The sequence below is a fragment of the Pseudomonas sp. WS 5503 genome, from assembly GCF_012985385.1.
In the GTDB taxonomy this organism is placed as follows: domain Bacteria; phylum Pseudomonadota; class Gammaproteobacteria; order Pseudomonadales; family Pseudomonadaceae; genus Aquipseudomonas; species Aquipseudomonas paracarnis.
The window spans coordinates 13,140-25,870 of record NZ_JAAQWI010000011.1 but is presented as its reverse complement, the minus strand read 5'-3'; the positions used below and the strand labels follow the sequence as shown (position 1 = coordinate 25,870).

Annotated in this window: 14 protein-coding genes; all 14 read right to left on the bottom strand. The window is 59.8% G+C overall.

What is annotated here, in order from left to right; translation table 11 throughout:
- Nucleotides 1–3 precede the first annotated feature (3 nt).
- Nucleotides 4–2,778 (bottom strand): hypothetical protein, encoded by a 2,775-nt coding sequence (locus tag HBO10_RS25165; protein ID WP_034127778.1) that lies wholly within the window; start codon nt 2,776–2,778, stop codon nt 4–6.
- 336 nt (nt 2,779–3,114) lie between these two features.
- Complete coding sequence (locus HBO10_RS25160; protein WP_052199977.1) at nt 3,115–3,459, bottom strand: hypothetical protein; 345 nt, start codon at nt 3,457–3,459, stop codon at nt 3,115–3,117.
- Entirely contained in the window at nt 3,456–4,211 is a 756-nt protein-coding gene (locus tag HBO10_RS25155) for a hypothetical protein (RefSeq protein WP_052199978.1), read from the bottom strand. The genes HBO10_RS25160 and HBO10_RS25155 overlap by 4 nt, the downstream gene beginning before the upstream one ends.
- 10 nt (nt 4,212–4,221) lie before the next feature.
- Nucleotides 4,222–4,674 (bottom strand): hypothetical protein, encoded by a 453-nt coding sequence (locus HBO10_RS25150; protein ID WP_034127781.1) that lies wholly within the window; start codon nt 4,672–4,674, stop codon nt 4,222–4,224.
- Between the two features lie 3 nt (nt 4,675–4,677).
- Nucleotides 4,678–4,965 (bottom strand): hypothetical protein, encoded by a 288-nt coding sequence (locus HBO10_RS25145; RefSeq protein WP_034127782.1) that lies wholly within the window; start codon nt 4,963–4,965, stop codon nt 4,678–4,680.
- The gene (locus HBO10_RS25140) at nt 4,958–5,158 is read right to left on the bottom strand and encodes a hypothetical protein (protein WP_034127783.1); all 201 of its coding nucleotides are present in this window, start codon (nt 5,156–5,158) and stop codon (nt 4,958–4,960) included. The genes HBO10_RS25145 and HBO10_RS25140 overlap by 8 nt, the downstream gene beginning before the upstream one ends.
- The gene (locus HBO10_RS25135) at nt 5,148–5,396 is read right to left on the bottom strand and encodes a hypothetical protein (protein WP_034127784.1); all 249 of its coding nucleotides are present in this window, start codon (nt 5,394–5,396) and stop codon (nt 5,148–5,150) included. The genes HBO10_RS25140 and HBO10_RS25135 overlap by 11 nt, the downstream gene beginning before the upstream one ends.
- A 35-nt stretch (nt 5,397–5,431) precedes the next feature.
- On the bottom strand, nt 5,432–6,379 hold the full coding sequence (locus HBO10_RS25130; RefSeq protein ID WP_034127785.1) for a Mu-like prophage major head subunit gpT family protein: 948 nt from the start codon (nt 6,377–6,379) through the stop codon (nt 5,432–5,434).
- Nucleotides 6,380–6,434: 55 nt separating this feature from the next.
- Nucleotides 6,435–6,851 (bottom strand): hypothetical protein, encoded by a 417-nt coding sequence (locus tag HBO10_RS25125; RefSeq protein WP_034127786.1) that lies wholly within the window; start codon nt 6,849–6,851, stop codon nt 6,435–6,437.
- A gap of 41 nt (nt 6,852–6,892) precedes the next feature.
- The gene (locus HBO10_RS25120; RefSeq protein WP_169922149.1) at nt 6,893–8,242 is read right to left on the bottom strand and encodes a S49 family peptidase; all 1,350 of its coding nucleotides are present in this window, start codon (nt 8,240–8,242) and stop codon (nt 6,893–6,895) included.
- Nucleotides 8,243–8,244: 2 nt separating this feature from the next.
- On the bottom strand, nt 8,245–9,855 hold the full coding sequence (locus HBO10_RS25115) for a phage portal protein (protein WP_034127787.1): 1,611 nt from the start codon (nt 9,853–9,855) through the stop codon (nt 8,245–8,247).
- A complete protein-coding gene (locus tag HBO10_RS25110; RefSeq protein WP_032892955.1) occupies nt 9,852–10,073 on the bottom strand; it encodes a DUF6148 family protein in 222 nt (73 codons plus the stop codon). The genes HBO10_RS25115 and HBO10_RS25110 overlap by 4 nt, the downstream gene beginning before the upstream one ends.
- A 2-nt stretch (nt 10,074–10,075) precedes the next feature.
- Nucleotides 10,076–12,091 carry a terminase gpA endonuclease subunit gene (locus tag HBO10_RS25105; RefSeq protein WP_052199980.1) on the bottom strand — a complete coding sequence of 672 codons (2,016 nt, stop codon included), beginning with the start codon at nt 12,089–12,091 and terminating at the stop codon, nt 10,076–10,078.
- Nucleotides 12,092–12,110: 19 nt separating this feature from the next.
- Nucleotides 12,111–12,605 carry a hypothetical protein gene (locus tag HBO10_RS25100; RefSeq protein ID WP_034127788.1) on the bottom strand — a complete coding sequence of 165 codons (495 nt, stop codon included), beginning with the start codon at nt 12,603–12,605 and terminating at the stop codon, nt 12,111–12,113.
- Nucleotides 12,606–12,731 lie beyond the last annotated feature (126 nt).

Genomic DNA, 12,731 nt, shown 5'->3' with positions numbered 1-12,731 from the left:
CCTTTATGCCTTGAGGGCACCGTTGCGCTGCAGCTTCTGCATTTCAAGAGCAAATACCCTGGCGTTGCGCCGGATATCCGCCGGCGTCAGCCGGCCGCTGCTGTCGTGATAGTGATAGCCACCAACGCCACCGCCGCCCAACTGACCATCACCGTTCGCGGCCTGGCGGATCACGTTGGCGTACTGCTTGGGCAGAACCATTTCCTGTTCATGGAGCTGGGTCATCGGGTTCACCCCAGCCGGGATGTCATAACCACCCTCAGCAGAGGCCACGTTCTTGATCAGGCCGAATACGAACGCACCAGCGGCAACACCGGCAGCAACGCCCAAAGCTGGCCCGATGATCGGGATTGCAGACATTGCTGCAAACGCACCCGCGATCGCCTGGTAAGCGCTGGAAATGATGTTGCTGATGGTGGCAGCACCCCAGACCGCGACGGACATCGCGGCGCCACCGATCTCGGCCGCTGTTCGCAACCCGACGCCGGTTACGGTCGCCCCGGTTTTTGCCGTTTCACCGAATACCCAAGCCATCAAAGGTTTGGTGACCATGTTTTCGACAAACGCGGTACCGATGCTGCCAAAAATTCCTTTCAGCAGCCCCTGAGTGCTCATCGTCCCGGTGAGGATGCCGTTTAGCCCGCTACTCCAGCTGGACTGCAAACTCCCCATCATCCCGGTCCAATTACTCTGGGATTCCATGGTTTGCTGCCGGCCGATCACAGCCATGCTGTTTCGGTGAGTCTGCTCCAGGGCGAGGATCTGCTGCTGGACCTGCTGCAGGGCGACCGGGTTGCGGTCGGGATCCTGGTCCAATAGCGCCTTGCGTTGCGCCAAGGCTTCAGCCTCGATCGCGTACCGCTGTTTTTCGAACTCGGCCTGAGATTGCAGCAATTGACCCTGAGTGATCAGGTTGGCCTGCAGGTCCAACTGGGCCATCTGTTCGGCATGGGCAACATCGGTCAACCGGGCCTGTTTATCAGCAGCATATTCCTGCTGCTTCATATTGGTGATTTGTTGCTGTTTCTCCCGCTCGACGGCGACCACTTCGGCAGCTGCCTTTCGGTATTCCTGGCTGTCCTGGCCATAAAGCTGCCGGCTGCGCTCCAACGTTTGCTGAGCGATATTCAACCGTGCGTCCATGTTGTTGCGGTATTGCTGCGCCTGAGCCTGAAGGTCTGCGAATGCCTGGCCTTCATCCTGGCGGCGCAACGATCCCAATGCGGTCAAGTAATTGCGCTGCACGCCCAGCCGTTCCTTGGCCGTCAAGTCGGTGCGCTTGAGGATCCCTTGCCAGTAGTCCGCTTCCTGTTGCTGCGAGAACTGGAGAAACGTGCCCTGCTCGGCCTGCTGCTGGGCGTGCGCGACCTTTTGCGCATCCAGCGCTTCGGACCATTCGCTGACTCGCGAGGTTGCTTTGCCGGGTGCTGTTGCAGGGGTCTCAGTTTTCTTCGGTGGCGTTGTCGCCTCCTCAACCTTTTTTCGATGCTCAATTGCGGCGGCATAACCGGCTTCAAGCTTCGTCAGCCGAGCGACTTCGATACCGTAAGCTGTTGGTGCTGTCCGGCCCTGCTGAGGCGCTTTAGTCATCGCGGTGTCGCCCGTTGCCGCCATGTCAGCCACCTTCCGGCGCTGCTCTTCAATGCGTGCAACACGGGAGCGCATACCGGCGTCCACCTCGTCTACCTTGTTGGAGACAAGTTGCATGTTCTCCAACAGCAGACGCTCCTCCACCAATGCCGCTTCGAGGGGAGCCTTACTACCATTACCACGCGGACCAGGCTTGAAGTCCTTGAGGATGGCTTCATAGCGAGCAACGTTCGCTGCAACTTCGTCGACTGTTACCCCAACGCCTGTCATTCCTTTCAACAGACTATTGAACCAACTGGCCGTCTCAGCCAGTCGCTTGTTCAGGCTGACAAAAACAGGCTCCAGAATCGTGCCAATAGTGACCTGCAGCTCGTTGCTTTTTGAATCAAGTTCGGCCTGGCTACCTGTCAAGCCGTCAGCCGCTTTCGCTGCGTTGCCGACCTGGGCTTCAGTTTCTTTCATTACCCCGTTGTATTCAGCTGTGATCTTCTGTGAATCGGTCAACTTGTCGCGCGTGGTACCAATACTCTTGGCATATTCCTCCCACATCTTTGCAACGTTTTTCGTTACACCGGCGTTGTCGACCAACACTGAGTTTTCATTCTTCAAACCTTCGGTAGCCGACACTACGGCTTCCGAAAGACTAAGGTTCGCCTGCCGGTTAAAGGCAGCAGCATCTTTCAAGCGCGTAATGACGCTCACTGCCTGGTCAACGTTGTAGCCCCGGCTCAGCAGATTTTGAAGTGCTTTTGCCGAATCTCCGACACTGATCAGGCCGTCAGCAGCAAGTTTGTTTGCCTCATCCATGGCGCGGCCAATACCAACACCTGCGTGATTGGCGACCGCCTCTAAACCCCGATAAGCTGCCTGCTGCTGAATTGCCGCATCCTTGCTGTCAACAACCAACTGCTTGACCTTGAACGCACCGAGTGCAAAAACACCGATCAGGCCAGCGGCAACACTTGAAAGCCCAGAGCGCATGATGGTGCTGACGCCGCCCAACGCATCATTGACCGCCGGACCAAAACGGCTTAGTTGCGTTTGGCTGCCCACCATTTCGGTATTGATAGACCTCAGCTCGCGACTGAAAGTCGTTCGAGCATCACGCATGTTCCGCTCAATGCTTTCGATTGCACGGTCAAAGCCTTGGGTGCCGGCAGTGAACTGGTACGCGATATTTCTATCCATGCCGAAACCTCACATTGCAGACGTAAAAACTCCGCCGAGGCGGAGTTAGTGGGTGATGGCGAAAAATGCCAGATAAGGGTCATGCGGGCGGGACAAATGCATCCAACGCCCCACGCAGATGCTCAGGCAGATCCGCGCGCATATCTGTCGCCATTGCCGCCAAGTTGCTAGCCAGGTCAGGCGCATCCGTAACGCCTTCAGTCGGCTTGTATCCCATGTAACCAGCCACGAGCACGTGCACGGGTGGATGATGCCGCCAGTAGTCCGTCATATGCCCCACCATCACCATGTCCCAGTCACGCCGCAGCGTGACCGGGCTTTGGCCTGTGCTGGCGATCAAGTGAGCGTAGAGCTGGCCCCAGTCGAAGGGGCCTGGCCTTCCCCCGGCGCAGGCTCCGTCACTTCCAACCCAGAAGCGCCCATAACGGCTTCGAGTGCGTCGCGGAAATTGCGCAGGTCAAGCAGCCCTGATACTTCCTGGCGATCCATGTCAGGGTAATTTCGACGGAGCGCGGCGTGCGTGGCATCGATCACCGTGGCAATCGCATCCTTATCCATGTTTCCGGCCATGACGCGGTTGATCCGCTCCAGCAACTGCTCCAGATCGCCCAACGCCAATGGCGGAATAGTCAGTGTCTTACCAGGAAACTGGAAGTCCACACCGGGGATATTGACGGTCATTCGCTAGAACTCCAGTAAGCGACTTCGCCGAACTCATCCGCGTAGCCGGTGAATTCAAAGTCAGGAATGGTGTAATCGTCCTGCTTGGTCGAAAGACTCAACTTGTTGCTGACGAAGTTGGGCACGCGGACGTAAATCGACTTGCCTTTGTATTTCAGATACAGCTCACCCTGGAACACCGGCATATCGCCCATCGGCAAGTTGCGCACGGAAAGGCTCTTGCCGGTGGCGACCGAGTAGCGGTAATCGATAAATACCGGCACGCCTTCGTCCGCAGCGGCGAAAGCGTATTCACCGGTACCTGAGTCATAGGTGTATTCCCCCTTGGCCGGCGCTGCCAGTACACGGGTGAACGGGGCTGCACCGCCGCCGCGAACACCCAAGTCACCGGCCAAGAGGCCAGCACCTGGCGGGGTGACGATGATCTTGCCGCCGGCAGGAATATCCTGGGGAGTGGTTGCGTGGTGCACAAGCACCTGGCCGGGCTGGAGGGTTTGCCCGAACACCAGGGCATTCATTTGCGACAGGCTGATCTGCGCCGCCTTGGCCTTGCCCGATAGCTTGCCTTGACCGCGCGCCGCATCCACGGCGAATTGCTCGCTACCGAACAGCTCCTTGGAGTCGTACGACAGATCAACCGATGCTTCCTGCATGATGCCCAGTAGGATCGGGGTGGGTGACGCTAGGGCGTTGCCATAGGCGTCCATCAGCGGGGTTGCGTAAAACAACCCACTGCCGAATGCAATTTGCATAATTTATTCCTCAGTAAAAGGTGGGGCCGGTGGTCAAGTCGCCGGTGTTGCACAAGTAGGTGAAGCGATAGCGGACCAGGCAGTTGCCGGCGGTGTTGTCCCCTTCGTCCTCAATCCAGTCGATGTAAAACCGCTGGACCCGGTCCGCTTCCGGAAACGCATCCTCTGTTGCCAGCACCGCATGTACGGCTACCTTCACCAGGTCAGCCACCTGGTCCCAGGCGGCCCCTGTAACAGTGTCTTCCCGAGCGATAATTTCTACCGTCAGTTCGAACTGGTTGCGGTCCACGGAAAAGCTTTCCCGCTCAGTAGTTTCAAGGCTGGGCCGCAGCACTAGCGCCGGAGTCATGTCGCGTGTGATCGCCTCGGTACGGCTGCGAAACACGCGGTCAGCCGCCGGCGTATCGGCAGCCAGGATCAGCGCCTGCGCCTTTGCGACGATGCGTTCTTGGATCGAAGGCATGGATTAAACCTTGGTGAGTGAGGCCAGGCTGAAGGCGCCGTCATCGATCATCCGGCAGTCACGGACCCGAAAGGCCACGCCACCTACGGTGATCAGCTTGGGATTTCTGATACCGAGGCGTTCAGCGTCGGAGGTAATGACAAGGATCTCGTAGCCGGTGGACTGGCTATTGGTGCCGCCCATGCCATGGATCTCATCTGGCATGTCGCGTGCCGCCAGAAACGGCTCACCATCGACGGCTCCGCCAACGTCAAAGTCCTCAAGGAAACCCCTGAGGTCTTCGTCAAGCATCGGGGCTCACCTTTTGCTTGCGTCCACCTTCACCCACCGGTGCCGGCGATGGCCCGGACACCACGACTTCCAACTGGTGACGAAAGCGATCTGCCACGTCGTCCGGCAGCTCTACTAAGCCACCTTGGCCGACCAGGCTGTTGTCTGGCCGGCGGAACGAACCTGACAGGACGGTATATGTTTTATTCGGCATCGCCGGTCCCTCCAGCTTTGTCCACCTTCACGAGCCGCTGATCCAGCGCCTTGTCCGGCTCACCGGGGATCACGATCACCTCCCCGACTTTGAACTGGACGGGCTCCAGAATGGAGTAGCGCCCCTTTTTCTTTTCGACCGGCTCAAGGCAGTGCTTTCGGGCGCTGGCCTGGGCGTCTGTCAGGATCAACTCACCACCGTAAAGGGTGATGGTCTCTGTCACGCGGTATTTCGGCATATCAGTGTCCTCGGTGAGGTGGCGGGCCGACCGGCTTATGCCACCAACTGGTTAAGGACGGCGTACTGCCAGCGGCCAAAACCGACGTTGCGCCAGGTGTCGACACCATACTGATGCGCGTCGTTGTCAAACTCGTATTCCGAGCCTTCCGCCTTCGCTTTCATTGCGACGTCGGTTTCCTGCTGACGGATGAACGCTTTCAAACGGCCATCGGTACGCAGGGTCACGAACTTGTCCTGCCAGGCATTGAGGCGCACGTTACCGACCACGCGGACCACCACGTTGTCGGGCATGACAATCTCGTTGATGTTGGTGCCGCGCGGAACGCTCAGCGCGGACTGAGCAACGCTCAACAGGTTGAACGGCACCATCACCAGGAACTCGCGAGCCAGTTCGTTGATGGGTTCGCCCTGATCATCCTTGAGGCTGGTGAGCTGGGTCACAGACCGGGCAACTGCCTGTTGGAATTCCTCGACACTCGGTCGGGTTGGTGTGCCATGAACAGCCGCCGCCAGCTCGGAAAGTTTGGTGGTGATTTTGTTCGACTGCACCCCGCTCTGGCCTTCTTCGTGGTCAACGTCGAAGAAGTACTGGCCGTCGTAGCAGACCTGGGTTTCGCCATTGAGTAACAGTACCGAAAGCAGCCTGGCCCAGTGTGCATTCGTGCGGTCGGCCAGCTCGCCGAGGCGGATGCGCAGTTGCCCGGTCTTGTCGCGGCGCAGCTCTTTGACCAGAACCTCAATGGTTGCTTCGAAGTGCAGGTTTTCGATTTCGAGTTCAGCACCGATGAAGCCCTTGGCATGACGGCCGCCGATCCACTCACGCAGCGTAGGTACCATACCGATCCACGGGTAGGTCTCTTTGGCCTGGTCGGAATCGAACAGGTTGGACACGGCGTCGATCCAGTTCGACCCCACATTCTGTTCGAGCATTTCGTAAAACATGCCGATGACGGCACGGCTGGAAAGTACTTCAGCACCCATGGGTGATTCTCCTGAAGAAGGATACGGTCAAAAAAGAAAGGGTTTGGGTGTTGCGTTAAGGCGCGACAGGCACTGCCTGGGCGGCGAACTTGACGATGCCGACGCCAGAGCGGACAAAACGGTGAACATGGCCGACCAGGCTGTTCCCTGCTGCGGTCAGCAGGAATGCGCCGCTGTCGCTGGCGTAAACCTGCTTGCCGATATCAGCAAGCGCCAGGGCAGCCACGGGCAGTTCAATCTTGCCTTCTTCGCGAAGACGGACGCGCACGGCCGCAGCGGCGCCGGTGCGGTTGTCGACGCCGCGATCAGCGAAACCGACAAAAAGGTCACCCGCCGCCAAAGGGCGCGCCAGCCCACTGGCAGCAATGATGCCAACGGCCGACCCTTCGAAGATCTGCACACCGGCGGCAACGGACAAGTCGTTGATGGTGCCGATCTCGTAAGCGCGGGGTGTATCGAGTGTAAGAGGCATGGGATTCTCCAGAGCCAGGATTTGAGGGACTTACCAGGTGCTTACTTTTTCAGAACCTTGACCAAACCACGGTCGGTGGCCTTGCGATAACCGTGGTAGGCCTCGAAGGTGCCAAACTCGGCGCGCAGTTCCTTATCGCCGTCCCAGGTCGCTTTGGCGCGCTCTTCCAGGGGCGCCTCTGGATCCTCTTCGGCGGCAGCTGGTGCAGCCGGTGGCGTGAGTGCGTTGGGTACCGCCGCAGGGACCTGGCTGCGAATGTCGGCAAGAGCAGTGGCGCGCTTGGACTTTTCGGCACCAATCACCTGTGCAGCCGCCTCGGCGCCGCTGGTTTTGCCATCGAACTTGAGGCTGGTGATCAGCTCTTCATGCCCGGGCAAAGCCGCCGCCTCGACTGCCTTGATGCGATCGCACTCGGCGCGAGCGCCAGCTGCATGTGCGTCATGCTCCAGGCTGGCCAGCAATTCCGCGTGATTCGCGGCCAAATATTCACGGGTGATGGCCGGCTTGTCGGTGGTTGGAGCTGTTACGGTGCTGCTGTTTGGTGCGGACATGGATCGATCTCCAGAGGGACTGCCGTTGAATTCGGCGATAAGGTTTTCAAGGGTGGATTCACGGTCGGCCATGCCCAGTTCCACGGCATCCGAGCCAATCCGCATGTCGCCCTGGCCGAAGTCAGCCAGGACGGTTTCAACACTGAGGCCGCGATAATTAGCGACGTCCTCGACGAAGATGTCGGTCAGGCGGTCGACGTGGGCCTGTGCGACAGCGCGGCCTGATTCGGTACCGAAGTCCGGCCGCTTTTTCGGGCTTTGGCTGCTGACGATTTCGAAGCTGCCGTCGTCGCCGCTCTTGCGCACCGTCAACACGGTGCCGATGGATCCCACGGCGCCGGTACGGCTCATGACAATTTCATGGGCCGCTGCCGCCATCCAGTAACCGGCACTGGCCGCGTTGCCGGACACATAGGCCACCACCCGCTTGGGAGACGCGCGGATCATCTGAGCAAACTCAGCGATGCCGCTGGCAATGCCGCCAGGTGTATCCATCACCAGGATGATGGTGTCTGTTCGCGGATCATCAACGGCGGCGGTGAACTCTTTCGCCAGAACATCCAGTGAGGTTGCACCGGACAACGCCGTAAACAAGTTGGCATAGCGAAACACCGGGCCAGTGACTGGCAACAAGGCAACGTTGCCACGTTGAGTCACCGCCCGACTGTTTTGTAGGGGCTTGCCCTGCCTGGCTTCCAGCGCTTCTGGGCCTTCATGCTCCCGACGGGCAATGGCGGTGATGGTCTGCAGCATGTCCGGGGTAATGGCCCAGGGCTCGCGTGACACCAGGTCGAACGCCGTCACCCGGTGCACGGGTGCATCGGTTGGGTTGTCGCTCATAGTTAAGTCCGTTCAGGTAAGTCGGGATTGGCCGGCGGCTCATTGTCCGGGCGCGCCGTCGGTGAAGCTGAAAGCCCGTCATCGCGCCGGCGCTTCACTTCCAGGGCGCGCTGTTCGTGGTTTTCCTCCCAGTCGCTGCCGTCGTAGAGCATGGATTCCTTCGCCAGAGTGCTGACGCCGATATCGATCCGCTTCTCGGCGGCGTTGATATCCTTCAAAGGGTCTACGGTGCCAGGACCATCACCCACCCACAGCGAACCGCAGTAGGCATAACGGAGTAGCGGGTGATCGAAAAACCCAGGGGCTTCGATATCACCCTGCGCAATGGCCTCTTCAAGCCAATGCTCGTACACCGGCTGGCAGAAGTGTGAGCCCAGGAAGTCGCGGCAACCGCGAACGAACTGCCACGCTTCCATGACGGCTGCACGCGCGGCGGTATAGCTGGCAGTGAAGTGCTTGATCAGCACCTCATAGGGCAATTCCAGAGCCATGCCGATCTGGCGCAGCATCGCTAGCACGAACGGGTCAAACGCCATGTTTGGCCGGCCTGGGGCCGCAGTGTCGATGGACGCACCGTCGTCCAGCTCGGCGACAATGCCGCCACTAAGTGAACCGTCCCAGCCACCCTGCTCCCGTCCTGCAGGCCGGTCACCACCGACTGGCGTGTTGCCGGTGGCAGCAGATGCCAATGGGCTCAGGCTGCCGCCAGTCCCCGGTTTGATGAACACAGCGAAGAACGCCGACACCACCGCTGCTTCCAGCTCGGCATCGGTGTAGCGGTCTAACTGCTTGAGCTTTTCGATCACCGGCGCCAGATATGGCACGCCCCGCGGCTGACCTACCCGGCGGCGGCGGTACACATGCAACAACACCCGCCCCCCACGCTCGTTGAAGAACGGGCGCTCATCCCATTCCCGCTCTTTAACGCCCAGCGCACCAGGGTGGCTGCGCAGGATGTGAGCCTTGATCGGCGCGCCGTCGGCATCACGTTCGATACCGGCGGTGAGGGTTTCCGTATCAGCCTTGCCCGACGGGTTGCAGATCCGGTCGGCTTCAATGAGCTGGATACACGCCGAGTAGTGATGGCCGGGGCGCTCCTTGTGGGTCAACAGCGGAAACACATCACCGCTGCTCAGTACCGAACGCCACGTCAGATCCTGCAAGCCATAGAAGTTTTGCTCACGGGTGATGTCGCAGCAGGTGGTTTCCGCCCAGGACTTGAAGAGCGATTCAGTCTTGCGCTGCCACTCGCTGGCCTGATCTTCATCCCAGCCAAGGATCTGGCGATTTACCACGGACTTGAGCGCCAAGCCGGTACCGACTGTTTTAGTCGTCACCGTGTTGATCGCACCACCGCCGATGGGGTTGTTGCGCTCAAGGTCACGGCAACGCTCGCGAAGCGTGGGCAAGTCGGGCAGCAAGTCAGCCGCTGCACTGCCGGCGGCGGGGTTCCAGGCACTCAACGAGCGCTTGGCCTTCGACGCGCCGCTGTAACCGCCCAGCGCGGTCATGGTGAGCCGGGCATGCATGCGCTTGGCGCCGCGTTCAGGGCTCAACCAGGTGATGGCCTTGTCGAGCAGCGTTGGTTCTGGGGCTTTCGGTGCCTGGCTCATCGCGGCGTGATCCCACGCAGAACAATCCCCCGTGGCCGGCCGCTTTCCAGGCCATCAACTTGCTTCTGCCAGTAATCGATCGTTTTGGTGATCTCGGCAAGGTCAGCGTACTCCAGCTGGCGAGTGCCGATCCGGTAGCTTTGCTTCTGGCTGACCTTCATGCTCGCATCGAGCCAGGCTTGGAGCTGGCCCTGCGCTTGTTCCAGGGTGATAGCCATGATTAATTCCTGCGTTGGGAGAGCACACGCATTGCACTGCGGCGCCCAGAAACAACTCTCCCGCCAGCAGGCGGGAGATCGGGGGGTTCAACGGGTGGAGGTGATTCAGGGGTCGCCCCTTGGGTTTCGGGATTGGCCTCGGCCTCAGGCCTAACTGGTTCGGGCTGGTCAAACAAACCGCCCTGGCGGATCTGGGCATCGAGCGCCGCCCAGTCCTGCTCCTGCAGCAGATGCGTTTTCAGGGAGCGGGCTGCGTGCAGCGCGTAGGTTTCACAGTCGGTGCCTTCGTTCGGCTCGCCGGCCTTCTTCTGCCACACCTTGCGGTAGTGGTGTCGACGGCTGGGAGCCTTCACTTCGGCGGTGATTTGCCGGAAGTAGTCCGGGCGCACCGTCTTGTAAAAGTGCATCCGACCAGGGCCATCACCCGTCAGCGGCAACCGGCCCTCAATCCACAGGTCCTTGGCCCGCGACGTGCCGACGATGTAGGGGCGAAGGCCATACTTGGATGCCTTCTGCTCTTTGTCGGTATCGACGCCCTGCCGAGGAGCGCTGAAGATCTCCCGGCGCTCGTCGTCGCGGGTGTTGCCACGCTCGCTCGCGCCTTTGATCGCCATCACACCACTACGTTGGTGCTTACGACAGAACGCATAAGCCGCGTCCTGGGTGATGGTGCCGTCGGAGGTGTCGAGCGAAGTCGCCAACACTTTCAACTTGGCGCCGCAGGCGTGAGGAATCGCCGCAAACAGCAGCTTCTCCAGATCCAACCAGACGCCCTGGTCTGGCAGCACCACTTCGCCGTAGATTTCGCCCCAGTAAAGCAACCAGGATTCCTCACCCCGGCCCCAGGCCCGCATAACCACCGCCAGGCGATCGTGTTGAACATCGACGCCGGCAGTGACCACGATTCCGCCCATGGGCACGTACATCTCCGGGTAGTCCTCTGCGCGTTCGGCCAGTTTGTCGGCTTCGGGCAGATCGGATTTGTACTCGTAGGCACGGCCTTGTTTCTGGTTGACGAACTTGATCAGCAGCGACAGGTTGCCCATGGACGCCTGGTGTTCGGCGTTGAGCTTCTCGCGCACGATGTCGGCTAGGCTGGTACCCGGTAAGCAGGCGTACAGCTCATTCAACTCAATGAACCCAGCGCGCCCGGCAAAAGGTTTGGTCGGCACCCAACCGCAGTATGGGTCGCCGGCTTCTACCGCGTTGAACACCGTGTTGCGGATGTTCTCTTTACGCTGATAGTCGTCCCAGATCTCGCCGCAGTGAGGGCAACCGTAGCCGGCAGTCTCAGGATCTGCGCGGCCGTAGATCTCATGAGGGGTTGCTTCTTCCTCAATGTCGAGCCACTTGATATGAGCGAAGTCCAGCACATGCGCCTGGCCGCAGGAATGGCAGATAACCGGCAGCACCCGGCAATCGGTCTGTGCAAGGCGCGCCTCGGTCTTGCTCGCGCCCTTGATCGCCGGCGTCCCGCCTACCAGCATCTTGGAGCCGGGATAACGCTTGCCACGCTCTTCCAGCAGGGCGATCGCATCGCCCTGCCCCTTCACATCGTCGCTGGTATCGTCCGGTTCCTCTACCACCGATAAACCCACGGAAGACGTGGATTTGACGTTGCCCGGGGAGTTGGACGCGACCAGTTTGAGGAACCCGCCTGGAAAGGTCTTATGGTCCCACCGGTTGCCCGATGTGCGGCTGACATCCACCGGCATGAGTTTTGCCACCTCGGTGTTCGCGGTGACGCCGAACTTCAGCTTTTCGTCGTGGAAGTTCTTGCCGTCCTTTTCCTTGGCAAACAGGATCATGATCGGACGCGGCAGGTTGTGGATGAACTTGAACAGGTAGCCGATCAGGAACCACGTCCAGCCGATCTGCGCCGCTTTCATCAGGTCAACTTCGCTCACCCGAGGGTCATCCAGGGCAGCGGCAACGCCGAGAAAGTATGGCGTGTATTGGAAGTCGTAAAGCCCGTGCAGCACACCGCTCTCAGCGGGCAGGTAAAACTCGGTGCTCATGTAATGCGCGGTCGGGATATCACGGGGCGGATTGAATTTCCCCGCTGCTGCCGACAAGCTCCGCGCCAAGTTTTCGCGCGTAGCCTGCAATTCGCTCGGTTGTAGGTCCAGCAACTTTGGCCACCACTGTTCGATCTACCGTGAGTTTCTGCACGTTCTCGATTTCCTGAATGATTCGTTCAAGGCCGCCCAGGTATTCCCGGTTTGCGAAGCTGGCCCAGTCGGACAGCACCCGCTCAGCCTCACTTGCCGGGATCAGTGATCTCAGTTTTTCGTGATACGCCAACCGTCCATTGGCCGACTTCTGCTGCAGGTCATCGATCCGCGCTCTGTTGAGTTGTTCAAGCTGGCTGCCCCCGCGCCCAGCGGCTTTTCCGCGCAGGTCGCGGATGTAGGCCGTCCGGATCTCATCCAGGCTTGCGGTCTGCCAGTCCAGGTCCAACGCCTTGAGCACATCGCGGGCATTTCGCTCGCTCATGTCCAGGTGATCAGCGACTTCACGTTGGGTTTGCATTGTCTTGTCCTATTGCCGACATGGAAGCGGAACCCCCTATGTCAGGTTGAATCTGTGAAAAAGTCGGGGTTCGAATTACCCCGTTGGCCCCGGTGCCCGGAAGGACCCATTGATTTCGGGGCACAC